This window comes from Streptomyces sp. NPDC028907, assembly GCF_055564995.1.
On sequence record NZ_JBVHVE010000002.1, the window covers coordinates 935,724 to 959,470 of the forward strand.

The 23,747-nt window shown below is 65.9% G+C and carries 27 protein-coding genes and 5 pseudogenes; 20 read left to right on the forward strand and 12 right to left on the reverse strand.

Annotated elements, in window-relative coordinates; translation table 11 throughout:
- Positions 1 to 2: 2 nt before the first annotated feature.
- Both ACZ4UU_RS08725 and ACZ4UU_RS08730 read left to right on the forward strand, forming a co-directional pair.
- On the forward strand, positions 3 to 710 hold the full coding sequence (locus ACZ4UU_RS08725) for a hypothetical protein (RefSeq protein WP_468037757.1): 708 nt from the start codon (positions 3 to 5) through the stop codon (positions 708 to 710).
- A gap of 14 nt (positions 711 to 724) precedes the next feature.
- Positions 725 to 1,354 carry a hypothetical protein gene (locus ACZ4UU_RS08730; protein ID WP_468037759.1) on the forward strand — a complete coding sequence of 210 codons (630 nt, stop codon included), beginning with the start codon at positions 725 to 727 and terminating at the stop codon, positions 1,352 to 1,354.
- A 118-nt stretch (positions 1,355 to 1,472) separates the two neighbouring features.
- On the opposite strand, the pseudogene ACZ4UU_RS08735 reads toward ACZ4UU_RS08730, so the two are convergent.
- Positions 1,473 to 1,632: pseudogene (locus ACZ4UU_RS08735) on the reverse strand (transposase family protein); the annotation flags it as partial.
- Between the two features lie 108 nt (positions 1,633 to 1,740).
- Between ACZ4UU_RS08735 and ACZ4UU_RS08740 the strand changes: the two are divergent.
- Positions 1,741 to 2,558, forward strand: a protein-coding gene (locus tag ACZ4UU_RS08740; protein WP_468037761.1) for an IS5 family transposase whose coding sequence is annotated in 2 segments (ribosomal slippage) — positions 1,741 to 2,089 and positions 2,089 to 2,558 — 819 coding nt in all. Because the reading frame shifts where the segments join, the coding sequence is not laid out codon by codon here.
- Positions 2,559 to 2,622: 64 nt separating this feature from the next.
- On the opposite strand, the pseudogene ACZ4UU_RS08745 reads toward ACZ4UU_RS08740, so the two are convergent.
- Positions 2,623 to 2,923 (reverse strand): annotated as a pseudogene (locus tag ACZ4UU_RS08745) (transposase); the annotation flags it as partial.
- Between the two features lie 85 nt (positions 2,924 to 3,008).
- Here ACZ4UU_RS08745 and ACZ4UU_RS08750 point away from each other — a divergent pair.
- Entirely contained in the window at positions 3,009 to 3,404 is a 396-nt protein-coding gene (locus ACZ4UU_RS08750; RefSeq protein WP_468037763.1) for a hypothetical protein, read from the forward strand.
- Here the strand turns inward: ACZ4UU_RS08750 and ACZ4UU_RS08755 are convergent.
- A pseudogene (locus tag ACZ4UU_RS08755) lies at positions 3,379 to 3,492 on the reverse strand (DUF5063 domain-containing protein); the annotation flags it as partial. The gene ACZ4UU_RS08750 and the pseudogene ACZ4UU_RS08755 overlap by 26 nt on opposite strands.
- Before the next feature lie 69 nt (positions 3,493 to 3,561).
- Here ACZ4UU_RS08755 and ACZ4UU_RS08760 point away from each other — a divergent pair.
- Both ACZ4UU_RS08760 and ACZ4UU_RS08765 read left to right on the forward strand, forming a co-directional pair.
- Positions 3,562 to 3,915 (forward strand): annotated as a pseudogene (locus tag ACZ4UU_RS08760) (helicase associated domain-containing protein); the annotation flags it as partial.
- Positions 3,916 to 4,041: 126 nt separating this feature from the next.
- Positions 4,042 to 4,503, forward strand: a pseudogene (locus tag ACZ4UU_RS08765) (transposase); the annotation flags it as partial.
- A gap of 155 nt (positions 4,504 to 4,658) precedes the next feature.
- Here ACZ4UU_RS08765 and ACZ4UU_RS08770 read toward each other — a convergent pair.
- Entirely contained in the window at positions 4,659 to 5,066 is a 408-nt protein-coding gene (locus tag ACZ4UU_RS08770) for an ATP-binding protein (RefSeq protein WP_468037765.1), read from the reverse strand.
- A 237-nt stretch (positions 5,067 to 5,303) separates the two neighbouring features.
- On the opposite strand from ACZ4UU_RS08770, the gene ACZ4UU_RS08775 reads away from it, so the two are divergent.
- The 4 genes from ACZ4UU_RS08775 (at position 5,304) to ACZ4UU_RS08790 (ending at position 10,123) form a co-directional block, all read left to right on the forward strand.
- Positions 5,304 to 6,155 carry a helix-turn-helix domain-containing protein gene (locus tag ACZ4UU_RS08775; RefSeq protein ID WP_468037767.1) on the forward strand — a complete coding sequence of 284 codons (852 nt, stop codon included), beginning with the start codon at positions 5,304 to 5,306 and terminating at the stop codon, positions 6,153 to 6,155.
- Between the two features lie 8 nt (positions 6,156 to 6,163).
- Complete coding sequence (locus ACZ4UU_RS08780) at positions 6,164 to 6,358, forward strand: DUF397 domain-containing protein (protein WP_468037769.1); 195 nt, start codon at positions 6,164 to 6,166, stop codon at positions 6,356 to 6,358.
- Positions 6,359 to 7,031: 673 nt separating this feature from the next.
- Entirely contained in the window at positions 7,032 to 8,513 is a 1,482-nt protein-coding gene (locus ACZ4UU_RS08785; RefSeq protein ID WP_468037771.1) for a hypothetical protein, read from the forward strand.
- Positions 8,513 to 10,123 carry an outer membrane protein assembly factor BamB family protein gene (locus ACZ4UU_RS08790; protein ID WP_468037773.1) on the forward strand — a complete coding sequence of 537 codons (1,611 nt, stop codon included), beginning with the start codon at positions 8,513 to 8,515 and terminating at the stop codon, positions 10,121 to 10,123. Before ACZ4UU_RS08785 ends, ACZ4UU_RS08790 begins: the two co-directional genes overlap by 1 nt.
- 84 nt (positions 10,124 to 10,207) lie before the next feature.
- On the opposite strand, the gene ACZ4UU_RS08795 is transcribed toward ACZ4UU_RS08790, so the two are convergent.
- From ACZ4UU_RS08795 to ACZ4UU_RS08805, 3 genes are read right to left on the reverse strand one after another with little or no spacing between them, the layout of a single operon-like run.
- Positions 10,208 to 10,822 carry a hypothetical protein gene (locus tag ACZ4UU_RS08795; RefSeq protein ID WP_468037775.1) on the reverse strand — a complete coding sequence of 205 codons (615 nt, stop codon included), beginning with the start codon at positions 10,820 to 10,822 and terminating at the stop codon, positions 10,208 to 10,210.
- Positions 10,823 to 10,881: 59 nt separating this feature from the next.
- Positions 10,882 to 11,466 carry a hypothetical protein gene (locus tag ACZ4UU_RS08800; protein WP_468037777.1) on the reverse strand — a complete coding sequence of 195 codons (585 nt, stop codon included), beginning with the start codon at positions 11,464 to 11,466 and terminating at the stop codon, positions 10,882 to 10,884.
- Between the two features lie 33 nt (positions 11,467 to 11,499).
- On the reverse strand, positions 11,500 to 12,036 hold the full coding sequence (locus ACZ4UU_RS08805) for a hypothetical protein (protein ID WP_468037779.1): 537 nt from the start codon (positions 12,034 to 12,036) through the stop codon (positions 11,500 to 11,502).
- Between the two features lie 174 nt (positions 12,037 to 12,210).
- Here ACZ4UU_RS08805 and ACZ4UU_RS08810 point away from each other — a divergent pair, with 174 nt between their 5' ends.
- From ACZ4UU_RS08810 to ACZ4UU_RS08840, 7 genes are all read left to right on the forward strand, one after another.
- A complete protein-coding gene (locus tag ACZ4UU_RS08810) occupies positions 12,211 to 12,537 on the forward strand; it encodes a WXG100 family type VII secretion target (protein WP_468037781.1) in 327 nt (108 codons plus the stop codon).
- Positions 12,538 to 12,632: 95 nt separating this feature from the next.
- Positions 12,633 to 13,796 carry a WXG100-like domain-containing protein gene (locus ACZ4UU_RS08815; RefSeq protein WP_468037783.1) on the forward strand — a complete coding sequence of 388 codons (1,164 nt, stop codon included), beginning with the start codon at positions 12,633 to 12,635 and terminating at the stop codon, positions 13,794 to 13,796.
- 204 nt (positions 13,797 to 14,000) lie between these two features.
- A complete protein-coding gene (locus ACZ4UU_RS08820; RefSeq protein ID WP_468037785.1) occupies positions 14,001 to 14,699 on the forward strand; it encodes a hypothetical protein in 699 nt (232 codons plus the stop codon).
- A gap of 140 nt (positions 14,700 to 14,839) precedes the next feature.
- Positions 14,840 to 15,256, forward strand: coding sequence for a hypothetical protein (locus ACZ4UU_RS08825; RefSeq protein WP_234764928.1), 417 nt, complete (start codon positions 14,840 to 14,842; stop codon positions 15,254 to 15,256).
- A gap of 135 nt (positions 15,257 to 15,391) precedes the next feature.
- Positions 15,392 to 16,522, forward strand: a complete 1,131-nt coding sequence (locus ACZ4UU_RS08830; RefSeq protein WP_468037787.1) for a WXG100-like domain-containing protein — start codon at positions 15,392 to 15,394, stop codon at positions 16,520 to 16,522.
- A gap of 21 nt (positions 16,523 to 16,543) precedes the next feature.
- Positions 16,544 to 16,828 carry a hypothetical protein gene (locus tag ACZ4UU_RS08835; RefSeq protein ID WP_468037789.1) on the forward strand — a complete coding sequence of 95 codons (285 nt, stop codon included), beginning with the start codon at positions 16,544 to 16,546 and terminating at the stop codon, positions 16,826 to 16,828.
- Positions 16,829 to 16,878: 50 nt separating this feature from the next.
- A complete protein-coding gene (locus ACZ4UU_RS08840) occupies positions 16,879 to 17,280 on the forward strand; it encodes a hypothetical protein (protein ID WP_468037791.1) in 402 nt (133 codons plus the stop codon).
- A gap of 113 nt (positions 17,281 to 17,393) precedes the next feature.
- Here ACZ4UU_RS08840 and ACZ4UU_RS08845 read toward each other — a convergent pair whose 3' ends face one another.
- The gene (locus tag ACZ4UU_RS08845; protein ID WP_468037793.1) at positions 17,394 to 17,909 is read right to left on the reverse strand and encodes a hypothetical protein; all 516 of its coding nucleotides are present in this window, start codon (positions 17,907 to 17,909) and stop codon (positions 17,394 to 17,396) included.
- Between the two features lie 528 nt (positions 17,910 to 18,437).
- Between ACZ4UU_RS08845 and ACZ4UU_RS08850 the strand changes: the two genes are divergently transcribed.
- Complete coding sequence (locus tag ACZ4UU_RS08850; protein ID WP_468037795.1) at positions 18,438 to 19,037, forward strand: hypothetical protein; 600 nt, start codon at positions 18,438 to 18,440, stop codon at positions 19,035 to 19,037.
- A gap of 16 nt (positions 19,038 to 19,053) precedes the next feature.
- Here ACZ4UU_RS08850 and ACZ4UU_RS08855 read toward each other — a convergent pair whose 3' ends face one another.
- The 3 genes from ACZ4UU_RS08855 to ACZ4UU_RS08865 form a co-directional block, all read right to left on the reverse strand.
- Positions 19,054 to 19,866 carry an immunity 49 family protein gene (locus ACZ4UU_RS08855; RefSeq protein WP_468037797.1) on the reverse strand — a complete coding sequence of 271 codons (813 nt, stop codon included), beginning with the start codon at positions 19,864 to 19,866 and terminating at the stop codon, positions 19,054 to 19,056.
- 74 nt (positions 19,867 to 19,940) lie between these two features.
- A complete protein-coding gene (locus tag ACZ4UU_RS08860) occupies positions 19,941 to 20,747 on the reverse strand; it encodes an immunity 49 family protein (RefSeq protein ID WP_468037798.1) in 807 nt (268 codons plus the stop codon).
- Between the two features lie 660 nt (positions 20,748 to 21,407).
- Positions 21,408 to 21,836, reverse strand: coding sequence for a hypothetical protein (locus tag ACZ4UU_RS08865; RefSeq protein ID WP_468037799.1), 429 nt, complete (start codon positions 21,834 to 21,836; stop codon positions 21,408 to 21,410).
- A 260-nt stretch (positions 21,837 to 22,096) separates the two neighbouring features.
- Here ACZ4UU_RS08865 and ACZ4UU_RS08870 point away from each other — a divergent pair, with 260 nt between their 5' ends.
- On the forward strand, positions 22,097 to 22,501 hold the full coding sequence (locus ACZ4UU_RS08870) for a hypothetical protein (protein WP_468037800.1): 405 nt from the start codon (positions 22,097 to 22,099) through the stop codon (positions 22,499 to 22,501).
- Positions 22,502 to 22,564: 63 nt separating this feature from the next.
- Here the strand turns inward: ACZ4UU_RS08870 and ACZ4UU_RS08875 are convergent, their stop codons facing one another.
- Positions 22,565 to 23,071 carry an LppU/SCO3897 family protein gene (locus ACZ4UU_RS08875; RefSeq protein ID WP_468037802.1) on the reverse strand — a complete coding sequence of 169 codons (507 nt, stop codon included), beginning with the start codon at positions 23,069 to 23,071 and terminating at the stop codon, positions 22,565 to 22,567.
- Between the two features lie 234 nt (positions 23,072 to 23,305).
- On the opposite strand from ACZ4UU_RS08875, the gene ACZ4UU_RS08880 reads away from it, so the two are divergent.
- Complete coding sequence (locus ACZ4UU_RS08880) at positions 23,306 to 23,734, forward strand: hypothetical protein (protein ID WP_468037804.1); 429 nt, start codon at positions 23,306 to 23,308, stop codon at positions 23,732 to 23,734.
- The last annotated feature ends 13 nt before the right edge of the window (positions 23,735 to 23,747 follow it).

A 23,747-nucleotide genomic window follows, 5' to 3' on the forward strand; every position in this document is an offset into this window, starting at 1 on the left:
CAGTGACCGAGCTCACCACGGAACAGGAACGGGTGAGAGAGCGGGAGTCGGCCTTCTGGTATTTGATTCCGCACGGCTATCTGCGGTTGGATCTCAATCCTCCGGTGGAACAGATCGAGGCGCTGGTCCGGCAGTTGCTCGTTCTGCCGGACGAGATGCGCGATCGTGCGGAAGAAGTCCTGCGCTTCTACGCCGGTGTTGTCACTTCGCTGAATGCTAATCGTGTGCAAGCCTGTTTGGTCGGTTCGCATCCGGATGGTGCTGGTGGAATCGCCTTCTCTGTACTCACTGTCTCGACTGTCCCGACGTCCGGGTCCAACGCCAAGTTGGTGATCGCCAACTTGGCAGGCACCGCTGCCACTAGTCCGGACCAGGGTATGCGCCCCCTTGAACTGCCATGCGGTCCGGGCTTTCTCGTCGAGAAGAAGCTCAGCGCCACGGTACCGGGCAGGCCCCCCGAGGGTCATGACGCGCTCTCACAGGGTCGGGTCTGGCAGGGCACAGTCGCGGTGACTGGCACCGGTACCCCCGACATCATCATGATCCAGATGGTGACGGCCTCTGTCGAGCTCGCTGACGACTACAGGGATATCCTGCTCGGCGTTGCTCACACGGTGACATTCACAGACCCTTCGCTGCCCGACGCCGGGAGCGCCGTGGAGCCCGACCGGGAGAGCGCGGCCGCATCGATACGCAGTGATTTCGGGTGAGGATGGAGAATCACATGGCGACCCCAGATCTGGCGCCCGATGTCGAGCAGGTGCTGAAGCACAACAGGAGGAAGTGGGCAAACCATGCCAGAGGGCGCATTAGCCTCGGCCTTGGTTTGATCGCATTGCCGCTCCTGCTGCACGTAGTGGGCGTCCCGGATTCCTTCTTCACGCCGCTCCCTGTCCTTGCTGGCTTTTTTGTCCTGCTGTTTTTGTTCATTCGGGCAAGCCGTGGTCGACGGCTTGCGGCGTGTGAGAAGGTGCTGCGCACCTATCCCCTCGAATACCACACGCGAGTGGTCAAGAAGAGCGAGCAGTGGCTGTTGCTCGGGACGGTGTTCACTATCAAGGTTTCCACTCGTGGTCAGCACGGCGCACCGCTGATGCGCGCTATCAACGCCTCGACGGTCCGTCGCTGGCCCCAGAGTGCAGAGGACGGCGGTGCTTGGGTTGCCGGTGATCTCCCCTTTGGCGGAGTCATGATTGTGCCCGGCACCAATGACATGTTGTTCATGCAGCCAGCGGAATGGCAGAAGTTTGCGGACAAGCGCGAGCAGGCGGAGTCATCACGTAGCGCGAAGGCGCAGCAGGCTGGGCTAACCCAGTTGGTGGAGAAGGAACCGAATATCACGTACTTCTACTAATCCTTGCGATTCCGTTTGAGTTACTTGTCGTTGGTGGGATCGTTGTTCCCGGAATGTTGTTCACCGCTGAACAGTGCTTTGCCGTCAGTGGCAAGCTCGCATCATGCTTCTGCTCGTCTTGGCTCAGGGTGGGAGCGAGGGCGGTCAGGATCTCGAGCACTTCGGTGATGTAGCGGTATGCGGTGGTGGTTCCGATGTCGAACGCGGTGGCGAGTTGCGTGTACGGGTGAACCGTTGCGGAGGTGGGCGAGAGCGTGCAGAGCGGCGCTCAGACGCCGGCGAACGGGTAGGTAAGCACGCGAAGCCTCTGGTGGAGACGGATTTCTTGGTCGAGAACCCACCTACTAAGACCGTGTCCTACGTGGTGAGGCGGACGTTGACCCAGCATGGGGCGGGGAACGTGGAGCTGGATCGTGCCGGACGGCTTGTGGGAGATCGCGAGGCCGTTGATTCCAGAGCAACGAGCACGGCCACAGGGCGGCGGAACATCGAACACGCCTGATGAGACGCTGTTCGCGGCCATCGTCTACGTCCTGGTCAGCGGCTGCGCATGGCGCCAACTGCCGCCCTGCTTCGGCATATCGAAGTCGACTGCTCACCGCCGCTTCCTGATCTGGTCAAGAGCCGGTGTCTGGGGCCGCCTGCACAAAGCCGTGCTGCACCGGCTCGACGACGCCGGCCTCATCGACATCACCCGCGTCGTCCTCGACACCGCCCACGTCAGGGCTAAAAACGGGGCGAACACACAGGTCCGAGCCCCGTGGACCGGGGCAAGCCGGGTTCCAAGATGCACATCCTGTCGGACGCGAACGGACTGCCTCTCCTCGTCGGCGTCTCAGCCGGCAACACCCACGACAGCGAAGGACTGAAGCCCATGATCGAGGGTCACCAAACGAAACACGACCCTCACAACGGCAGGTACTTCAAGCGTCAGCGCCTACACGCGGACAAAGCCTACGACCGCTCCGATCCGCGCAGATGGCTTCGATGGAAGCGGATCGGAGTGCGCATCGCCCGCAAAGGCATCGAATCCAGCGAACGATTAGGGCGACGCGGCTGGGTCATCGAGCGGACCATGTCCTGGCTGTCCGGCTACCGCCGACTCAGCCCTCGATACGAACGCAATCCTCGCAACTACCTGGCCTTTCTCGGCCTGGCCGCCGCCCTGTGCTGCTACAAGCGACTCGTCCGCCTCACCACGTAGGACGCGGCTAAGCGCTGTCCCATAAATGATCTACGACGGGTTCGTTGACCTGCCTGCCCCTTCGTCACCCGGCGAGGGCGAGGTTGTGCAGGCGGGCGATGCCGAGCATCGCGTGGTGGACGCCATCGCCCTTTGAGACGGCAGTCGCGGAGGATCTTCCAGGTCTTCATCCGGGCGAAGGCGTGCTCGACGCGGGCACGGACCTTGCGGTGAGACGCGTTGTATTCCTCTTTCCAGGGTGGGAGTTCGGTCTGGCCAGGTTCGCGGCGGTGCGGGATGACCAGGCCGGTGCCGCGGTAGCCGCCGTCGGCGATCACGGTGGCGGTGCCGACGGCGTCCTTCGCTCCGGACAACTCCCACGTTTCCACCCTGACATCTGTCAGGTACCCGCCCGGCAACGCCCCCTGGTAGGCATGAGACATGTCAAACAGAGCCAGGAAGGGAACCACCATGAGGAACAATCTCCGCAACCTGCTGGCCGTGGCCGCCGTCGCCGCTGCGACCGGTACCACCGTGCTCACGGGCGCGACCGGCGCCTCCGCCGCCGCTCAGGCGGACTGGGCCGGCTGCCCGGACGGCAACGTCTGCATCTACGCCGAGGGCCGCTACAGCAACATCGGCGCCGGAGACATCACCAACAAGTACTTCCGCTACGGCACCTACAACCTGTCGAACCAGGTCAACCAGCACTGGGTCCTGAACAACCAGAACGGCCCGTTCGAGGACGCGTACGTGAAGCTGTGCACCGGTTACAACGGCACCGGCGACTGCAGCAAAGTGCTGGGTCCCGGCTACGGGGAGTACCTGAACCTGACCCCGATCAACTCGATCGTCCTGTACCGGTAATTCCCAGCGGTCCCGCGATCTCCTCCGCCATCACCCGGCCCGCCTCGAACTCCAGCGTCTCGTCCCCCATGGCCTGGTCGGTGTCGAGGCGCTTGCCGATCCCCGTCTGCGCAGCGGCAGTTGGCGGTCCGAGAAGGACGTCGACGGTGGCGAAGACGTGCCGGAGGACACTGGCGGTGAGGACGTCCAGGAGCAGGACCTCGTTCCGACGGTCGGGGCCGCGGCAGCGGGAGTACTGCGGTTCAGCGAGGAACGCGACCCGGCCGTCCTCACCCAGTTCGTCCGGCTGCGGGTCATCGACCCCGAAGGCGCCTACTGGCGCCGTGGCATCGAGGCAGCCACACGGTGGTTGCGCGAGACCGGCAGCAGCGAGCTGCGCGTGCCGTACACCTTCGTGTGTCCGGAGGACTGGGACAGCAGTGCGGGACATCCGCTGGGGGTCTGGGTCGCAGATCAACGCCGCTATTACGCGGCCGGGACGCTGGACGCCAAGCGGGTCACCGCGCTGGAGAACCTCGGCATGGTCTGGTCCGTGCACGCCTCCGCGTGGGACGCCGGCCTCGCCGTCGCCCGCGACTACGCAACCGTCCACGGCCACTGCCTCCCAGGCGCCGCGGTGGCCTGGGACGGCTTCCCCCACCTCGGACCCCTGCTCGCACTCCAGCCCCGCAAGCGGTTCGGCAAGGACACCGTGCTCATCGTGGACGGCACCCTGGTGCCCACCCGCGACCACACGATCGCCGAGCGGTCGAAGAACTACCGGTACTCCACCAACCATCAGGTCGTCATTGATGCCGACACCCGCCTGATCGTCGTGGTTGGCCGGCCACTCGCCGGGAACCGCAACGACTGCAAGGCATGGGAGGAGTCCGGCGCCAAGGACGCCGTCGGCAACACGGTCACGATTGCCGACGCCGGCTACCCGGGCACTGGACTCATCATCCCGCACCGCCGCGAGCGCGGCCAGGCCCAACTGCCAGCCTGGAAAGAGAAACACAACAAGTCCCACAAGCAGGTCCGCGCCCGTGTCGAGCACGTCTTCGCCCGCATGAAGACCTGGAAGATCCTCCGCGACTGCCGCCTCAAAGGCGACGGCGTCCAGCCGTTCTACGAGACCTGCCATGCCCCGGGTAACGAGATGGATCCACCATCAGAAGCGGTGTCTAATGCTGTTTCCGGGGGCGGGTCGGCATGGTCTGCTACCACGACGGTTCATGGCTCAGCTGGTCGACTCCGCTGACCCGACCCCGTGACCTACGCGGCAACGAGCTCGCACCGCACGTACTTACCCCGGTTGCCGTTTCTGGACAGCGACTGCCAACCCCATACGTCAGCACAGGCGCTGACCAGCGCAAGACCGCGGCCATCCTCCGCGTCAACCGAGTCACCCAGCTCTGACGGAGGTTCGGGCGGCTCGGGGTCGGCGTCCCAGGCACCGATACGCAGCACACCGCTCCGCCATCGCAGACGCAGGGCGGCGGGTCCCTTGGTATGGCGTACGGCGTTGGAGACCAGCTCCGTCGAGAGGAGTTCGGCGGTTTCGACGAGGCGGATCAAGCCATGCATCGTGAGAATCAGGCGGACGGTACGGCGACAGATAGTGACGGCGCGTGGGTCGTTCGGGATGGAGAGGGAGTACTCCCAGGGTTCGATTTCGGGCATGACGAAACTCCTGTCCAAGGGAGGGGAATTGGCGGTTTTCTGCAGGAAGGCGGGCGGTGGCAGTGCCGCAGCCGTCGTGGCAGGACGGAGCGGTGCGCTTCCGGGACCCCGAATTCCCGCAGTGTATGTGTCGCGTCACTGACGGTAGGTCTGAAACTTAGTACCGTGCAAGTGGTTCGCGTAATCTGACGCCCGAACGGGGCACGCTGTTCCGCGAGTTGAACCAGGGAGTTGGACATGGCGACACGGCGACATCCCACGGCGCGGCAGGCGCGCCTGGGCGCCGAGCTGCGCAAGCTTCGCGATGCCGCAGGGCTCAAAGCCACTCAGGCAGCGACGCTGCTCGGGGTGAGTTCCGTCCAGATGAGTCAGATCGAGTCCGGGGTCGCAGGCGTCAGCGAGGAGCGCGTACGCCGTCTGGCGGCCAACTATGCCTGTGTGGACCCTGAGTTGATCGACGCCCTGGTGGCCATGGCTACTGATCGGACCCGCGGTTGGTGGGAGGAGTACCGGGGCACCCTTCCCGCTGCCTATTTGGACCTCTCCGAACTGGACCACTGGGCGACATTTCGCCACGACGTGGCGATCATCCATGTGCCCGGGCTCTTCCAGACAGATGCCTACGCACGAGCCCTTTTCGCCTACATAAACCCGGAGTTTCCAAGGGGCGAAGTGGAGCATCGGGTGAACCACAGGATGAGGCGAAAGGTCATCATTGAGGGCCCCGACCCCATTCCGTACGAGACCGTGATCCACGAAGCGGCGCTCCGCATCCAAGTGGCCGGCCGAGCCGCGTCCCGGGCCCAACTGGCCCGCATCCTGGAGCTGTCCGATGCGAATCACGTGACTGTGCGCGTCATCCCCTTCGGCCTGGACGACTTCGCGGGTGCCGGAAGCGCGATGGTGTACGTCGGCGGAGCAGTGCCTTGTTTGGACACTGTCGTGCGCGACGCTCCGCACGGTACGGCCTTCATCGACTCCGAAGCCCAACTGAAGCACTTTCGAGGGCTCTTCCGTAGGGTGAAGGCGGCGTCGCTCACTCCCGAGCAGTCACGTGACCTCATCAATCAGATGGCGAAGGAATTGTGAGGACAGCCATGACCGCCCCCGCTCAGTGGAAGAAGTCGTCCTTTTCCGGCGGCGGTGAGGGGAACGACTGCGTAGAGATAGCCAACCTCCACACCCACGTCGCGATACGCGACTCGAAGGACCCGTCCCGCGGCGCACTCACCTTCCCTGCCGGAAGCTTCACGATGTTCATCGGCAACCTCAAGGGCCGACCTCGATCGTGATGCCCAATGGTCGCACTGCGCCAGATGGACAGGGACAGCTGGCAGGGGCTCAACGCCCCCGCGGCGTCGGGTCCCCGGTCGGCCGCTTGCCGAACTGCTTGTGGCCTGCATGACAGCACGCGGCCCGACCGTTCGGTGAACCTTGAGAGCCTGCCGTTGAAGCCACATGCAAATCGCTGAGGGCCGGCTCCCGGGCAGCCATGGTGTCGAGCGTTAGCCGATCATCAATTTGCCGAAGACTGACACCCTCAGCACCAGCCCAATGACGGCGCCGATCAGCATGCCGACAACGAGCCCTGTGCTAGCGAAGGGTCATGTCCCGCCGGGTGGTGTAGCCGGTCGCTGGATCGTCGTGTACGGGTGGCTGGCCCGCCGGACGCCCCTTGAGTCTTCAGGCATGTCCGGCATTCGACCTCAGACGCGCGCCGCGGCCCACGCAACTTTTGATCACACTTTCTGCACGGGAGCCTCATGGTGACAGGTAAGGGCTCCGTTAGTACGGGTCATAAGGTGTTGTGTGACTTAAGGGGAGGGTGAGTCGGGCAGTGCGACTACCGCTCAAGGAGTCGGCACGCACCGCGCATTGAGGCCTGGGTGGGTCACCCAGGCCTCTGCCACGTGTGACCGGACCACATCGAGCTCCCTCATCAGAATGTCCGCGTGAGAGGTTGTCATGTCCTATTCCGCGCCGCCCGGAGGACCGGGGAACCCCGGCCCGTACGGGGCACCGGTCCAGCAGCAAGGGTGGTATCAGCCACCCCCGCCACCACCACCCCCGCCTGGCAACTTCGGCGAGGGCAAGGGGCTGAAGCGGGTCGTCATCGGGTTGCTGGTCCTGGCCGTGGTGGCCGTCTTCGGAGTCGGTGGGCTGGCTCTGTACAAGGCCGCAGGCGGAGGCTCGCTGCCCGGGGCCCAGGGCGGGGCTGGCGAAGAGCAGCAGATATTGAGCTCGGACGAGATCGCAACGCTGCTCAACGGCCGTACGGCCGCCCTGAAGAGTGGGGACGAGGAAGAATTCCTGGAGCCCTTCGTCGGCGCGGCAAAGGCAAAGCAGCGGGAGATTTTCCGGAATCTGCGGAAGATTCCTTTCGCGGAGAGCAAGTTCATGGTGCTCAAGCAGACGGGCGACGGATCGGACGAGTGGGGCTCCGATGTGAAGCTCACGCTGGATGTCGCCTTCGTGCACCAGATCAAGGGCGTTGACGTCCGACCGGTCTCCGAGTGGTATCGGTGGGCGGTCGAGAAGGAGTCCGAGTCGGTCGAGCCCCGCATCAGTGAAGTAGGGGGTTCTCCGGGCGCGAGCGCCTTGGCTAACGCGGTCTACTACCCCGCTCCTTGGGACCTCTACGACGACATGTACGTCAAGCGTCAGGCGCATACCATCACGATCTCGGCCAAGAAAAACGCTGCTGACGCGGAGCGTTTCGCGCCCATCGTGGAGGAGAGCGCCAAGAAAGACCTGGAACTGTGGGGATCGAGTACATCGTCGGTTCCCAACACCCCAGAGGGATTCCTCGTCGTACTTGAGCCGGATCGCAAGACGTACACGAAGCTGTACAACAACGACGGCAGGGACGTGGGGTGGGACGCCGGACAAAGCGTACCCATGCCCGCGTTCAATGCCGGCTCCAGCGGAGACGACGGGCTCGAATACGGTGGCGCGCGCATCAAGATGGACACCTCGACGACCCGATTCACGTCGTCCACTTGGCAGAGGGGTGTCGGAGACATCTCCCGGCATGAGATCGCGCACGCTCTCATTCAGCCGCAGGATCCTGGTGCATACGGCCAGAACGAGGAAACGAGCATTCGGGCGTGGGTCGTCGAGGGGTTTGCGGAGTACGTCTCCTACCGGTTCGACCGGGCCTTGGGCGACGCGAGTGTGCGTGGTGATCTGGCAGGGGAGGAGTTCAGCGGTGAACTACCTGGTCAGGACTTCGAAGCGGAATACAACACGGTGGGTGCGAACTACTCCCTCAGCTATCTGGCCATGCGATTCATCGCGGAGAAGGGCGGCGAGGACGCGCTCTTCGAGTTCGCCGTGGACCACTATCGGACACCCACGAAACTCGATCAGCAGCTTCAGCGAGCAGTCGGCATGAGCGAGAGTGAATTCCAGGCCGCATGGGCCCAGTACGTCAGGAGCAGCATCTGATGAGCGCCAACGGACCAGGTCCTGGTGCCGGCCCCTACGGCCAGCAGCCCCCCGCTCCGCCGCAGCCTCCCATGCCCCCGCAGCAGGGCCACGTGCCACCGCAGGGCCACATGCCGCCGCAGGGCCACATGCCGCCGCAGGGGTACGGCTATCCGCAACAGCCATCCGCGACACCACCGGGACAGCCGGGCTACGGCTACCCCCAGCAGCCGACTCCCCCGCAGTATCCGATGGCTCCCCAGCAGGGCTACGGCCAGCCGGCCTACGGTCAGCCAGGTCATCCACCGCAGTACCCCGGGTCACCCGTTCCGCCTGCGCGGCCGCGGAAGAAGAAGACCGGGCTCATCGTGCTGCTCGTCGTTGCACTCGTCGTCCTCGGCGGGGCCGGAGGCGCAGCGTGGTACCTGATGGTCGGCTCCGCCACGCAACCGCTGTGGAGTGTGCCGTCGAAGTCGGAGTGGTCGCTGAGCGAGCAGGAGGTGGACGGCACCTGGTTCACCGACAAGGCCGTCGTTCAGACCCTGGCCGGAGGTGTGAAGGCCTACGACCGTGCCACCGGAAAGCAGTTGTGGGCCACTCCACTGCCCGGAGCGGGCAACCAGGCCTGCGTCGCGCCCTCCGTCTCCGACGGCGGGATCGGCGTAGTCGCGTACGGCGCCTCGGGAATGGGGGGAGCGCACGGCCAGTGCGACCACGCGGTGGCGTACGACCTCAACTCCGGCAAGGAGCTGTGGCACAAGGCCTTCAAGGTGAAGGACGAGTTCAAGACCGGTACGGAGCTGGCGCTGGCCCGGGCCGGTGAGACCGTCGTGGTCACCACGGACCGGGAGCAGATGGCGCTCAAGGTGGCCGACGGCAGCTTGGCCTGGGATGTGAAGAAGGTCGTACCGAGCGGCTGTCAGAGCGGTACGTACACCGGCGGCAAGAATCTGATCCGTACGACGTGGTGTCTTACCGGCGGCGACGAGTTCACCGGCAAGCGGTCGACCGAGGCGGCGCTGGTCGACCCGGCCACTGGCAAGGCTGAGTGGTCGAAGCGATTCGGGGAGAACGAAGCGGAGATCGCCCTTTCCACTTCTCCGCTCGTCCTCAGCGGCGAGAAGGGTGTGTTCGCGCTCGATGAGAAGTCCGGTGAGCGACGCAGCAAGATTCCCGGAATGACGGAGAAGTACTTTGTCCACACACCGGAGGACGGAAGCCCGCTGCGCCAGGCCGCTGGTTTCGGGAACATCTTCCTCATGGGAGTGGGCGAGCGGGACGAGGCGGAGGGCTCGTCGTACACTCTCGTCGCCTACGACTTGGACACAGGCAAGGAACTGTGGAAAGCGCCGGCAGGCAAGACCATTCACTACATTCCACTGAGGGATACCGGCAGCGACCGACTTCTGGCGTATGTCAACGAGGGTGCGGAGAAGCCGAAGCTCGTGGAACTCGATCCCAAGGACGGCGCGATGACCACAGTCGCTGAATATCCGGTCGAGGTGAACAAGAACATGAGCGGCGGGGAGTGGCCCTTCTGGCACGATGGAGTGCTCTACGTCACCTCGGTTGGCGCCGGCGTCAGCGGCGATTCCTACGCCCTCGTGGCACTGCCCACGACCGCGTCCTAGAAATCGACTCGGCGGCCAGGCAGGCCCGCAACGGTCTGCCCAGCCGCCGTGCGCGCCAGGGGAACGGCCCTCTGGAACGAGCCCTCAACCCACCCGCCCTGCGAACGGCTCCGCATGCGTAGGCACCGAAGCCACCATCGCGATCCACGACCCGTCCGTGAGGACGAGCTCGAAGCGGCCGCGCTGAAGGACGCCCTTGGGTGTCGCGCGGATGCCGCGAACTGCCGATCGCGGAGCCTCCCATTGGGGCTCGAAGGACCGCTTGAGTTGCCAGAGCTGCGCGCGGTCCGCCAGCACGAGTACCCGGCGGTCGGTGAACGAGACCGCCAGTGCAGCGGCCGGTACATGCGTAGCGGTGTAGTGCCTTGCCAAGAACTGACCGGCCTGGCCCTCCCATCCGCCGTGCAGGCCCTTGCCGTGTACGGCCCGTGCTACGGCGTCGTCGGTCGTCCGCTCGGCGCCGTCCATGATCTGCTCGAACCGGGTGACGGAGTTGGGCCGGCTGGGTTGCAGGAACTTCCGTACAACTCCGGGCAGGCGGGACTTGAGCCGGATCTCCCAACTCGACTCCTGGGGTGGCTGCTGCAACCAGGCCGGCCGGTCCGGCACCCCGGGCGCGGTCTCACACTCACAGACCACGATCAGCCGCTCGCCACTCTGGAGATGCGGCTCGACCTGACTGCGGCATTCCTTGTTCATCGGCTGATCCCTCCGCCCTGATCGTACGAGTGGTCGGCCGTAGGACGCGGGAAGCCCCGTCACACGAAGAACACCACCAGCAAGCTCACAACAAGCCCCACCACCCCGACCCCCACCAGCACCAGGCAAGTGCGGAACAACCCCTGCGCGGACGCCCCGCCGGAGATGAACCCCGTGACCGCGCCGAAGGTGCCGATGGCGAGGGAGATCAGCGCACCGAAGAACCACGCGCAGCCCACCGCGATGGCCCCGACCCACCCGTGATCCAGCTTGTACGAGGTGTCTCCGGTCTTGATGGCCTCGATGACATAGCCCCGCTGGTGCAGCGCATCGCTCTTGAGCTCGGCGTTGAGGTCCTTGACGGAGCCGTCGGTGGACGTGAAGGTGCCGTAGCACCAACGGGTCTTGGTCTTCTTCCGCGAGCTGCTCGACGTGCTGGAACGGTACTTGTAGTCGACGGTGCAGGTGTCGACGGTGAGTTTGCCCGGGGTGGCCGTGGCGTAGGTGTAGGGGCCGAGGTAGGCGCCCAGGGCCAGGAGGACGAGGCCTACGAGGATCAGGCCCGCGCCGATGAGGCGGCCAAGGCTGGTTCGGTCGCCGGGGCCGGCGGAGTTGGGCGCGGCGTTCCCTTGTACTTGGGTCATTGAGGGTTCCTCAGGAAATGGGGGACGGAGCGGTCAGAGGACGAGGGCGCAGACCAGCGCTGCCAGGGCGCCCAGTGCGAAGAGGCCGCCGAGGGCGGGGCCGGTGACGGTCCGGGCGGGCAGGCGCTGCCAGGAAGCCGAGAGGCCGGGGCCGCCGCGGCCGCCGAAGCCGGTCAGGAGGCAGAAGATGCCGACGGCCAGCACGGAGAGGCAGAACGCGAGAATCGCGGCATCGTCGCCCGGGTCGCGATCCTGCGGCTGCTCGAAGGTGTCGCCCACCTGGATCACGGGGATTTTCGAACCGGATTCGAAACGCGACGATGTTTCCACCACCACGTCTTCGTAGGTGCCTTTACCGTTCTGCGCGGTCCAGTTTCCGATGCAGCTGAACTTGAGTTCCGTAGAACGCCTGTGCGTGCCGTAGTGGGTCTTGGTGTGTGTTTCGCATGAAGAAATCGTGAGGGTTCCCTCGGTGCCGTCACCTGCGAGTTCACTGCGCAGTTCCGGAATGGTCACCGCGGCGACGACCGCGGCCACGAGGAGCAGTCCCAATCCGAGGAGTCTGCCCATCCACAGACTCCCCGTGCTGCCGTAACGCGGCTGTGTAGTCACCACTTTTGGTGTCCCCTTGAATAACTTGACGATCTCTTGACTGCTGGGTTTGGCAGGGCTGTGCGCGAGGAGTCTAAGGTATCGGTCTGTCGTCCAATATGAACTACGGCAAGGGGAGTTCGGGGGAGAGTCATGGAGTTCGACACCTTTAACGTGGACACGGATGTACTCCGGCGGCAGGGCGGGAAGTTCACCGACCTCGGAGGCGATTTCTCGACCGCGTCCAAGCGGCTTCAGGACGCCCTCGATGCGCTGGGAGAACCCTGGGCGGATGCGGACTTCGGGGAGATCTTCGGCCAGGTCTACACGCCGATTCGCGACGGGATCTTCACATCGATGGACAGCCTCGCGGAACGGCTTCAGAAGATCGGGGACAACCTTCAGGGCATGGCGCGCACCTATGACGCGTCGGATGCGTCGAACAGTGGGCTGATGGACAACATCTCCGGCCAATTCTGAATCTTCTCCGGTTGATTCTGAATCTCCGGCCGATTCCGAATCTCCGGTGCTTCTGATCAACAAGCCAACTCCAATTAAATTCGGGGGCTATTCGCATGTCGCTCACACTTCCCGGTGAGCTTGTCTGGGTACTCGACCTCCTCGGCTACACCTGGCCGGAGGTCGACGAGGAAGCGCTGCACAAGGTCGCCGAGACCTGGCGGGCCTTCGGCGACGAACTCGAAGAGATCCAGCGGGAAGGCGAAGGCCTCGCCCGTACCGTCGTCGCCCACAACTTCGGTACGGCGATCGACGGATTCAGCAAGGACTGGGGTGCCTACACCGGCGCGAACGGCGAGGACCGTTATCTGCCGGACGCGAAGACCGCATGTGAAGTGATTGCCTTCGCTTTCGACGCGGCCGCGGTGGCGGTACTCGCGGCGAAAGTGGCCGTGATCGCCCAACTCGTCGCCCTCGCCATCGAGATCATCGCGGCGCAGGCGGCGGCTCCCTTCACCTTCGGACTGTCCGAAGTCGGTGCGCTCGGCGCGACACAGGCCACCCGGCTGATCGTCCGGGAGCTGCTGGACCGGCTCAAGCGGGAGGTCATGGAGGCGGTCACCAAGGCCATGGAGCACGCGACCATGGACGCGGTGAAGAAGCTGGCCAAGGAGCAGCTCGAAAAGATCACCAAGGAGAAGGTCAAGCAGTTCGCCAAGGACCAACTCAAAGAGCAGGGCAAGCAGTTCGTCCAGGAGAAGGTGATCGACGCGGCCAAGGAGAAGGCCACGGAAGCCGCCGTCGGAATGGCGCAGAACATCGGCCAGCAGAGCATCGAGACGTACTTCGACGCGCGGTCCGGCATCGACCTCGGCGAGACGGCGGACGTGGCCAGGACTGCGGCCGGCGAGTACGTCGACGGCCTCAAGAACGAGGTCACCGGCGGCGAGGGCTCGACCATCGCCGACTACGTGGATCCGGCGACGCACGTGAACAACGCCGTGGACGCGGCGACGGAGCGTGTCACCACGGCGGCCGGGGATCGCGTACAGCACGGCGTGGACGCGCTGGCCGGACAAGGTGCCCAGAGCACGTCGGCGTCGGACGGGGCTGCGGCGGCCACAGCCTCCGGGGCGGGGTCCGGGTCTTCAAGCGGCGCCCAGTCCGCCAACAGGCCGGCGGCTGCCGCCTCCACGGCGAGCTCGGGTTCCTCGCGGTCCTCCGGTTCCTCAGGATCGTCCGGAGGCGCGGACGACTGGGCTCGAAACGAGTTCGGGTGACCCCTACGGCGCTTCGGTTGTCACCATGCACCGGCATGTAGGACGTGCCGCGCCCCATGGGAAGGCGTTCTCAGCAAGGCGTCCCGGGAAGGCGTCCCCAGCATGGAGGGTGAGTCGTACGCCCAACAGGCCCCCGCCTTCCGGAGGTTCACGCCCCTCACACACCCGGGCAAGCAAAGCCCCGCACGCCTACAGCAAAGGCCCGTGCGCTACATTCATGGCAATGATCATGTGCAGCGTGAGAGGCCTCTTTCGGTGAGCAGGGTGGGCCGCGACCAAGAAACGCCCGCCGACAGGGCGAAGCCGATGGTGCCGGCGGGGGACGTGCTGGTCGGTCAGCACGCCGTCTCATTGGCAGCCAGGGCGCCGCGGCCCGGCTACTTCCGCCGCCCTCGCGCTCTGCGATCCGAGCGCCGCACGCTCGGCAGCTGGCTGATGCTCCCCGTGAACGGGATCGCGCGACTGTGCGCCATGAACTGGAATCCGATCGAGGCCTTCTTCGAGGCAGTCATGTGGCGTGAGCCGAAGAAGCCGAACAGGCCAGGTGAGCCCTTCCACGGCGGCTGGGACAGCATGGCCGGCGACATGGCCCGCGCCCTCCTCCCTCGGACCAGGAACAGTACGGCTGTGATGCTCCAGCTGACCGACCGCCGCCTCCAACTCGTGTACGTGTCCCGCGCCCGCTCCTTCACCGGCGTGCGCGGCCCGGTCGAGGTGGGATGGGTCACTGAACTTCGCAATGTGAGCTATGTCCGCGACCGGAGCGATGTGGCGGGCGGTGACCACGAGATCGGCTTTGCCGACGGTTCGTGGTGTTCGGTCCACTTCTGGGGTCACGGCTGGAGCCGAATCGCGTCGGCGTTTCCGGTCAGATTGAGCCATCTTGATCCGATTCCTGGTTGACCGGGAAAGAATTCACGGAATTACGGAATTGCGGGCATAGGTGAATCGATCCGCTCCCGGGCCGAGTGTTGAAGCGTTCGCAAGTGCATTGGTAGGTTCACGCCGGTCGAGACACGCCGACCCTCCCGATGAGGTATCCCTTGGACAGCGCCCGTGACAGTTCCGACAAGCGCGTAGACGACTCCGAATTCCTGGAGATGACCCAGCAGGACCCCGCACAGGCAAAGATCCTGCGGCAGTCCCTGGAGCATCTCGCGTCGGGGCTGGGAGGCAATGCGCTCAAGGAGATGGCCCAGGAGGTCCTCTCCGGGCGTATGGGGCTGCGCGAGGCGGCCAATGTGTCGGCGTACGCCGAGGAGGCCGTGCAGCAGTCGGCTCCGCTCGCCGAGAAGTGGGCCGCCATGTCCGACCGTGAGCGTGAGGAGCTCGCCGCGGAGGGGCAGCACCGGCTCGAGGAGGAGCGGCGGCAGCTCGAGGAGGAGCGACGGCGCGCGGAGTCCGAGAACCGGTCCGACACGAAGTCGCGTCATGACGGGCGCGGCTGGTCCTTGTACTGAGCCGACGCCGGCCACGCGTGGCCGTGGCCGTCGGCCGTGGCTGTGACTGTGGTCATGGCGGTGGCTGTCGGCTGTGGCCGCGGTCGGTCCGGCCGTACGGCCGACGGGTCAGCGGCAGCAGGTGATGGGGGAAGTGTGGACTTTGATGTGAATCCCGACGCGCTCGACGGCTTCTCGAAGCTGATGGGGCGTGCCGCGGAGAGCGGTGAGAAGGCCGTCCAGTACGTCGGCCAGCACGCGCAGATCGAGAAGGGCGGCGGCGACCTCTACGACCTGGTCGCGGGAGAGCACGACCAGTACGTGAGCGAGGCCAAGAAGGCCCTGGGCAAGGTCCGGGGCGTACTGGACTCCTCCACGAAGGAACTGGCGGGCTCGGCCAAGTACTACCGGGCGACGGACCACGACGAGGCGGCCAAGCTCGACGCCACCTATCCCGGTTCCAAGGCGCCGGCCGGTGCTTCCGGGGGAGACCCGCACGACTTCAAGGACGCCAGCGACGCGGGCGAGACGCTGAAGCCGCCGGACGGGGACAGCAACAATCCCTTCGTCAAGTACGCCTCGGGCCACGCGGACGAGTTCCAGATGAGTCCGGTGCAGAAGACGCTCGGCACCGCGCTCGACATCGGCAGCCCTTCGGCGATGGCCGTGGAGGCGTCCAAGCTGCTCTTCGACTTCGACCCCTTCGCCGTCTGCACGAACTGGGTGTTCGGGGACTGGAACAAGTACAACGACTGTGCCGACGTATGGGCCAATCTCGCGTCCTTCTGTGACGCGGTGGCCGACAACGTGCGCAAGGGCAATCAGACCGTAGGTCTCAGCTGGAACGGCAACGCTGCCGATGCCGCCACCGTGTACTTCGACGAGTTCAGCAAGAAGCTGGACGAGATCAAGGAGACCTTCGAATCCCTGCGCCAGTGTTACGCGCAGGCCGCGCAGTTGGCGTTTCAGCTCGCTGAATTCCTCAAGTCGTTCCTGGTGTCGTTCTGCGATCTGCTCATCACCTGGATGGTCAACATGGCCGCCGCGTGGGCTGTCAACGCGATCCCGGTCGGTGGGCAGGTCGCCTCGGCGGGCATGTTCGCGCTGGCCGCGGCACAGGCTCTACGGCTCATGCAGATGTGGTCGGAGGCGGCCATGACGTTCGACAGGTTCGCGATGGCGCTGAGCGGGATCGCCCTGGCCGCGTCGGCGGCCATCAACGGGTTCTCGGCGGCGGACGGTTTTCCCGAGGTGGGCACGAGTGGTTACGACCACCGGGCCGTTTAGCGGACAAAGAGGTAGGGATCGATGAGTTTCTTTGGCGGGACCGACGACCTGGAGCGCTTCCTCACACGGTCGTGCTATTTGAGCGTCGCGTCCGTGCCGGCCTCCTGGGGCCTCATGATCTTCCTCATCGGAGACAACGGCTGGCGATTCAGCTTCCTGTTGAGTGCCGTCCTCCCGCTGATCGCCGCCTACCTGGGAATTCGTGGCAAACGGGAAGTCCGCACGGCCATGTCGGCCACGGCGTTCGGACTCGCCCTCGTCTCGCTGCCGTTGATGCTGGGACTGGCCTATCTCGAAGGCTCGTAGCGATCGGCGTGCCGCCCGAGGGTGGCCGTCGACCGATAGGCTCGGTTGCCATGACGACGCACGACGGTAACGCGGCGAACAGGTCGGACGGATCGGCCAGGTCGGGCGGGCGCCCTCTGTCCTCCGGTGCGAGTACGGACGAGTTGCGGGCGGGGTTCCGGGCTCAGGGCCGGTCGGAGCTCGTGGAGGAGGGGCGGCGGGACGCGCGGCAGGCGCGGGGGATGTACGCGGGGTTCGCCGGGTTGGTGGCCGTCACCTGCCTGGCCCTGATCGTCGTACGTCTCGGGCAGGGCGATGCGCTCGGTGTCTGGGTGGCCACGTATGCCGTGGGTGTGGCGCTCGGCGGTTGGGGTTTTGTGCTCGGCCGGATCGGTCACACGCGGTGGGCGATGATGGTCACTTGCATCGGGGCGGCGCTGGCGGGGCTCGGCGACAGCCCCGTTTTCCGCTGAGGCGGGTTCAGTTCAGTTACCGACCGGGCACCTGGGCGGTGGCCGCCCGGACCGGCACCTGAACGGACGACAAAGGGACCTGAACAGACATCAAAGGGACGTGAACACGGTCGTCACGCCTGGCGGCGCCTGCTGCCGATGAGATAGGCGAGGCCCCAGGCGGCAGCCGCGGCGAGCACGAGGCCCAGCGGGGAGAACCAGTCGACCCCGCCGTCGGTCTCGTTGTTCCACCAGGCCTTGGCCGGGATAAGGGGGTCGGCCTCCATCATGTCCCCGATGGCGGCGGGCGATTGGCGGTCGGCGATGATGAGCGGAAGGGCGTTGGTGTAGCCGAAGAAGGCGCCGAGCGCGGCGATGACGGCTCCGCTGATGTGGGCGCCGGTGTTGCGATGACCCACCAGACCGATCAAGCAGCCGACAACCGCGCCGTTCAGCAGTGCGTGGCCCAGGTAGAGGGTGTTGGCCGTCGTGAGCGTCTGGTCCTCGTAAGTGGCCAGGATGAGACCGCTGTAGAGCATCGAGACGATGACCGAGGCGAAGAACCCGAGGAAGACCGCGCCGACCGGATGACCGCCGGCATTCGGCTGCTGCCCGAAGGGGGGCGCCTGGAACGGCGGTGCCGGCTGCATCGGATACATCGGCTGCATCGGTTGCACAGGCGGCTGCCCCGGCACCGGCGGCGGAGCTCCGTGGTGCATCGGCGGTTGGCCGGGGGCCTGCATCGGGGGTTGCCCCGGAGCCTGCATCGGGGGCTGCGGAGGGCCGAATCCCGGCGCCTGCTGGGGCGGTGGGGGCTGGTTGTAGGGGTTGTTGGGGGCCTGCGGTTGCTGTGGAGGCTGTGAAGGCTGCGGTGGCGGCTGGAACGGCGGCTGAGTCATCGGATTCCCACGGAGTGAACTGACTGGAGCAGCAAGCTATCAGTGAGATCAGGAGGGGGCCGTCGGAGCCGGAGCGGGCTGCGTGAAGGGCGGCCTGTGGGGGTGGGAACGTGGTGGATGTGTAGAGGTGTCGGATACGCGCCGTGAAACCCCCACACCGTTGCCCGCGAAAGGGGCGCGAGGCCGCTTCGACCGGCTTGACCTGCATGAACCGGCGTCGCCAAGATCTCCTGAGTCAGTTGGGGTGGCGCGGGCGCCACGTAGGAGAACGGGACGGCATTGAAGACGGACGCGAGCGGCGGGCGGAATCTGCGGACGGCCGGAACACGGAGGCCACACCTCATCGGCCTCGCTGCCGCGGGACAGCGGGGCGTCGGCAGCCGTATCGGCTCCGGAGTGCTGGGCGTTCTCACCCTCCTCTTCAGCCTGATTCTCGTCGGTGTGGGCTACGAGAAAGGCCCGGCGAAGGTGTCCGGCGGCACGCAAGGGACGATCACCGTCGAGCGTTGCGGCAGGGACGTCATCGGGGACGACGTGGAGTGCTCGGGCACCTTCCGCTCCGATGACGGCAGGCACCGCTCCGACGTGGCGGACTTCGAGCCCGACGAGGACGCCGACCGGGGCGACGAGTTCCAGGTGGTGGGCGACGACACGGGGTACTTCAGGCGCGGCACCATCACCTCGTTCTACGTCGAGGCCGTCAAGGTCTGGTTCGTCGCCGCCACCATGTTCGGAGTGGCGCTCTTCCCGCTGAGCGCCGCCTTCCGCCGCTCGGGCCGCCCCATGCGGCGCGGGACGTTCATCGCCGGCCTCGGCTTGCTGTTCGGTGGGCTGCTGGGCTGTGGGGTCTGTGCGCTGGTGAATGCCGTGCTCTTCTAGGCGGCCTGATAGGGCATCAGGTGGGGTATTCGCCGTGCCGACTGCCGTCGAGGAGGTATTTCGGCAGGTAGGGGGAGTCGACGTCGATGGTGAAGCCCGAGTCGCGGGCGAGGGAGGCGATGGCGAGGGGGCCGAGGGCGATGAGTCCGTCGGAGTCGCGGGCCCGTTCCTCGTCGCGGGTCCAGTAGTCCTTGTGCCATTCGATGGTCTTGGCCAGTTCGGTGTTGAACTTGTCCTGGTCGCCGCGCACCAGTTGGGTGAGGAGGTTCATGGGCGGGTACATGAGGTTCAGTACGGCGCTGCGTGTGGCGGGGCGGAGTACGTCGGGGTCGGTGGCGTCCACGGCGGCGAGGAGTTTGTCGCCGAGTTCCGGCTGCCTGAGCCAGTAGGCCTGCAGTGCGTCGACCCAGGCGTACATGTACTCCTCGAAGCCGCCGGCTTCGCGCAGCAGGGAGACGGGTACCTGGCAGAGGTCGTTCGTACGTTGCCGTTCGCGGCAGACGCAGGCCAGCCAGAAGGCGGTGAGCCAGTTCCCGGCGTGGGCCCAGGGGCCGGTGCCGGAGCGGAAGACGTGCTTTTTGTGGTCGACCTTGCATTCGACGGTCGGTGTCGTGGCGCGGGCGGCGACGAAGAGGGCGTGGCCGATCTGCATCGCGGTGACACAGGCTTCCCAGGTCTCCACCTTGTCGGCCTCGGGATCCCCCGAGCAGCGGTTGTTGAGGGCGTCGATCGCCGAACTCAGGGCCATCCCGAACCACTCGGGGTCTTCCTGGAGGTCCTCGAGCTCGTCCTCAAGTCGTGCCTTCAGGTTCTGCAGTACCTGAGGCAAGGCTCCCGTGGGGAATGCACGACGCGGAATCTGCATCGCCTTCCTTGCTGTCACATGGGGTTTGTGGTCGGGGGCTAGGTGGGGAATTCGTTGACCCAGGCGCCCTCGAGGAGGTGCTTCGGGAGGTATTCGGATTCGACGGTAGTGGTGAAGCCGGCCTGCACGGCGAGGCAGGACACGGCCAGCGGTCCCAGGGCCACGAGACCTTCGGTGTTCAGTGCGCGATCCTCGTCGCGGGTCCAGTAGTCCTTGTGCCATTCGAGGGCTTTCTCCAGTTCGGCGTTGAACTTGTCCTGATCGCCGCGGGCGAGTTGGGTCAGGAGGTTCATCGGGGGGTACATGATCTGGAGGACGCCGTCTCGCGGGGCGTGCCGCAGGCCGGCGGGGTCGGTTCCTTCTACCGCGGCTACGAGCTTGTCGCCGAATGCGGGGCGCTTGAGCCAGTAGGCCTGTAGTGCTTCGACCCAGTTGTAGATGTAATCGTCGAGCACTCCGTCGGCTTGCCGGAGCTGCGATACGGGGAACTGGCAGAGTTCGGTCAGGCGCTTCTCTTCACGGCAGATGCAGGCGAGCCAGAAGGCGTTGAGCCAGTTGCCGGCGTGGGCGCGGGGCAGAGCACCGGCGCGGATGGTGTGCATCTTGTGACCGATGCGGTACTCGATGCTGCCGGTCGTGGCCTGCGCTGATGCGAAGAGGGCGGAGCCGACCTGCATGGCGGTGACGCAGGCTTCCCAGGTCTCGAGTTTGTCGGCTTCCGGGTCAACGGAACAACGCAGGCCGAGGAGAGCGATGGCGGAAGCCAGAACGTTCGAGAACCACGATGGTTGCGTCTGCAGGTCTTCTACGTCCTCCCAGAGGTACTCACCACGGGATTCGAGCATTGACGCAACATTTCGCGTCGGGAACTCATGTCGCGGAATCTGCATCGCGTTCCTTCTCTGCTGACGTTCTGATGTCGAACTGGAACATCTCGTAGCCCTGGTGCTCGCCTGCCTCGGAGGCGTTTCCCTTGACGAGTATGTACTTGACCCGCGACGGGTCCGGGCTCTGCGGAGGCCGCGCGCCAGCTTCATCTCTGCTTTCGCGGCCGCCAGTTCGGAGTCGGTCTTGGCTTTGGCCTCGTTACTGTTTGCGCGCTTCTCCATCTCATGCAGGATCGCCTCAAAGTAAGGGCGCGTCCCCTGCCGGACCTTCGGCACCCCAGGGTTGGCCCTGGCCCGCCTCGTTCTCGTTCTGTACGCCGTCGCCCGGCCTCTGGCTCGGGTCGCCGGATGATACGGCCTGGTCCGGGGTTTGCTCTGGCGGCAGCCCTCGTCGTTCGCCCAGTACGGCTCTCGTGGAGCCCTTGGCCTCCACGACGACGAACTCAGGTGGTTTCTTGCTCTCCGTAGTCCTCACTTGCCCGCGTCGTCTTTCCGCGGAGGGGACTGTGTTTCGCATCGGATTTCTGGAACTTCTCGAGGTTCTCGGGGATTTTGTTCTGTTCGTAGCTTTCTTGGCCGCCGAGGTTGTCCGCAGACGCGGAGACAGGGGTCGGCCGTTCAGTGCCTACGGCCCTGAGTGCGCTCTCGGTGTCCCTTCACGTCAGGCTGCCCGACGTGGCCCTTGGCGCGCTCGGACTCGCCGAGCCAGAGGTGGGGGACGTACTGCTGGACCGCCGAGACCATCTCCTGCCGGCACGGGACGGGGAAGGGGAGACGGTGGCGCAGGCGGGGCAGGTCGGGGTGCAGCGGCTCCTCGTCGCGGACGAGGGTCCACAGGACTGGGTCGTCCCGGTCGATGGGGCCGGTGGGGAACAGTTCGAGGGAGTAGACGGTCTGGCGGCCGTACCTGCTCCAGTACAGGCCGACCCCGGCGAGGCCCTGCCAGGGGATGACGGCGCGGTGCTTGCCGTTCTCGACCCACAGGCCGGTGGCGTCGACGAGGACCCGGGTGCGGCGGTTGGCCCAGTTGACGACGAAGAGGCACACGCCGAGCGCCCGAGCAGCAGCATGAAGACCAGGCCCGCGTAACCCGCCGGGCTGGACGCTCCCTTCTGGTTCCCGGTAGCAATCACGACAGCGCCGAAGACGCCGACCGCGCCCATCGCGATGAGCAGGACGGAGCAGGGGAGCCCGGTCATGGCACCGCGGCGGCCGGTCCGTATGACCGTGGCGTCGGGCGCGGGAGAGGGCGTGTGCGAAGGCAACATGGTGCGTGAGCTTAGCGAATTGACCTACGCTCCCTCCTCATGACGACGCACGGCCGGGAACTCGGCGCGGAACAGGTACAGACGCAGGTGCCAGCCGGTGAGGGCGGTCCGATCCCGCCCGGCGTGGAGGAATCGATGGCGAGTTTCCCAAGACAGCCGGATCCGGGCTTCGCGAGACAGCCGTCGCAGCGGTCGCATCAGGCACGGAGCGCTCGCGTGGGGCTCATGGCCGCTGGGGCGTTGGTGGTTCTGGTCTGTCTCTTCGTGATCGTGGGACGTCTCAGCAGCGGTACGCATACCGGCGTGGGAACCGTGGTGTACGGCCTGTGCCTCGCCTCCGCCGGTCTCGGCGTGGAGCTGGCGCGTCGCGGACGCACCCGCCTGGCCATGATGGCGATCATTCTGGCGGCGGCGGGTGCGTCGCTGGCGGACGCGCTGCCCTGACCTCCCGGATTGTCGTCAGCGAGCCGAAGGCCGGCTCAGGCCGTTCGGCTCAGGGGCGGAGGATCAGACCTTGGTGAAGCACAACGTGTAGTCGAAGCCTCGGCTGTTGCGGTACTGGATGCCGTAGTCGTACTCCGCAGAGCATTCCTTGCCCTGGCCGGGGAGAAGGGCACCCGTCTTGTACTCGGCCTCGGGCGAGCCACAGTCGACGACCGTCGGCAGCGGCTCGCCCTGCGGGTCCGCGACCTTGACGCAGTCCCCGATCTCGGGATCGTGCGTCTTGGCCTCTTCGGCCGCCGCGGACGCCGAAGCTTCCGCCTTCGCCTTGCCGCCGGTCGGGCTGGTGTTGTAGTCCCAGACCCAGTAGCCGACGGCGCCGAACACCGCGATGACGACGACGGCCGACTTCACAGCCCGCAACAGACCTCCCGGCTGCGGTCGCTGAGGCCCGCCGGGAGGCTGCGGCTGCTGCGGATATCCGTACTGAGCCTGCTGTTGTTGCGGGTAGCCGTACGGCTGCTGCTGCCCGTACGGCGGCTGGTTCTGGTACTGCGGTGGAGGCGTGGACATGCCGGAAGACCCCGTGGTCGGTTGAACGGATGAAGATCAACGCAGAGTTGAAGGGCACACGCTACCTTTCGACACTCCCGAGCCCCGAGCCCGCGCCCCGGAGCCTGCATGCTGGAGCAGGTGGCTCGCCCTCCCGAAGGTCTCCCGGCCCTCTTCACTTCGACCACCGGGGCCCCGCAGGGTACCCATGGGTGACGGGAGATACTTCAGGTGTCGAGAGTCGAGGAGAAGCGAATGACCAGGAAGCCCGAGAACTCACCCAACCCGCACGGCTCTTCACAGGAACGCGGTGTGATCGACGAGGCGCTCGAACCGGAGCAGATCCGTTCCCTGAACTCCGCCCTGCGCAAGCTGTCCGAGACCGAGGGTGCGGGCAAGGAGCTGCAGGAGGCGGCGAAGAAGCTGCTCTCCGGCCGCGTCGCCCTGCGCGACGCCTTGGACGACCCCGCGGTGTCCCGCGCCCTGAGCGGAGGCCTGACATCCCTGCGCGGCCAGTGGGAGTCGCTGTCGGAGGATGAGCGCGACCAGGTCAGGCACGGCGAGCCGCTGGCAGGCGATGGCCCCGCCTCCGGCCCGTCCGAGCCGAGGCGGTCGGAGGGTGAGGGTGCGCAGTCCGGGAAGAAGAACCAGGGGCGGCACAGCGGCGGGTTCTCGCTGTACTGATCACGCACTGATC

Excerpts from the sequence above, each read along its gene's own strand:
- ACZ4UU_RS08730 (WP_468037759.1), top strand. The coding sequence starts at position 725 with ATGGCGACCCCAGATCTGGCGCCCGATGTCGAGCAGGTGCTGAAGCAC.
- ACZ4UU_RS08750 (WP_468037763.1), top strand. The coding sequence starts at position 3,009 with ATGAGGAACAATCTCCGCAACCTGCTGGCCGTGGCCGCCGTCGCCGCT.
- ACZ4UU_RS08770 (WP_468037765.1), bottom strand. The coding sequence starts at position 5,066 with ATGCCCGAAATCGAACCCTGGGAGTACTCCCTCTCCATCCCGAACGAC.
- ACZ4UU_RS08775 (WP_468037767.1), top strand. The coding sequence starts at position 5,304 with ATGGCGACACGGCGACATCCCACGGCGCGGCAGGCGCGCCTGGGCGCC.
- ACZ4UU_RS08780 (WP_468037769.1), top strand. The coding sequence starts at position 6,164 with ATGACCGCCCCCGCTCAGTGGAAGAAGTCGTCCTTTTCCGGCGGCGGT.
- ACZ4UU_RS08785 (WP_468037771.1), top strand. The coding sequence starts at position 7,032 with ATGTCCTATTCCGCGCCGCCCGGAGGACCGGGGAACCCCGGCCCGTAC.
- ACZ4UU_RS08790 (WP_468037773.1), top strand. The coding sequence starts at position 8,513 with ATGAGCGCCAACGGACCAGGTCCTGGTGCCGGCCCCTACGGCCAGCAG.
- ACZ4UU_RS08795 (WP_468037775.1), bottom strand. The coding sequence starts at position 10,822 with ATGAACAAGGAATGCCGCAGTCAGGTCGAGCCGCATCTCCAGAGTGGC.
- ACZ4UU_RS08800 (WP_468037777.1), bottom strand. The coding sequence starts at position 11,466 with ATGACCCAAGTACAAGGGAACGCCGCGCCCAACTCCGCCGGCCCCGGC.
- ACZ4UU_RS08805 (WP_468037779.1), bottom strand. The coding sequence starts at position 12,036 with ATGGGCAGACTCCTCGGATTGGGACTGCTCCTCGTGGCCGCGGTCGTC.
- ACZ4UU_RS08810 (WP_468037781.1), top strand. The coding sequence starts at position 12,211 with ATGGAGTTCGACACCTTTAACGTGGACACGGATGTACTCCGGCGGCAG.
- ACZ4UU_RS08815 (WP_468037783.1), top strand. The coding sequence starts at position 12,633 with ATGTCGCTCACACTTCCCGGTGAGCTTGTCTGGGTACTCGACCTCCTC.
- ACZ4UU_RS08835 (WP_468037789.1), top strand. The coding sequence starts at position 16,544 with ATGAGTTTCTTTGGCGGGACCGACGACCTGGAGCGCTTCCTCACACGG.
- ACZ4UU_RS08840 (WP_468037791.1), top strand. The coding sequence starts at position 16,879 with ATGACGACGCACGACGGTAACGCGGCGAACAGGTCGGACGGATCGGCC.
- ACZ4UU_RS08845 (WP_468037793.1), bottom strand. The coding sequence starts at position 17,909 with ATGCAGCCGGCACCGCCGTTCCAGGCGCCCCCCTTCGGGCAGCAGCCG.
- ACZ4UU_RS08860 (WP_468037798.1), bottom strand. The coding sequence starts at position 20,747 with ATGCTCGAATCCCGTGGTGAGTACCTCTGGGAGGACGTAGAAGACCTG.
- ACZ4UU_RS08870 (WP_468037800.1), top strand. The coding sequence starts at position 22,097 with ATGACGACGCACGGCCGGGAACTCGGCGCGGAACAGGTACAGACGCAG.
- ACZ4UU_RS08875 (WP_468037802.1), bottom strand. The coding sequence starts at position 23,071 with ATGTCCACGCCTCCACCGCAGTACCAGAACCAGCCGCCGTACGGGCAG.
- ACZ4UU_RS08880 (WP_468037804.1), top strand. The coding sequence starts at position 23,306 with ATGACCAGGAAGCCCGAGAACTCACCCAACCCGCACGGCTCTTCACAG.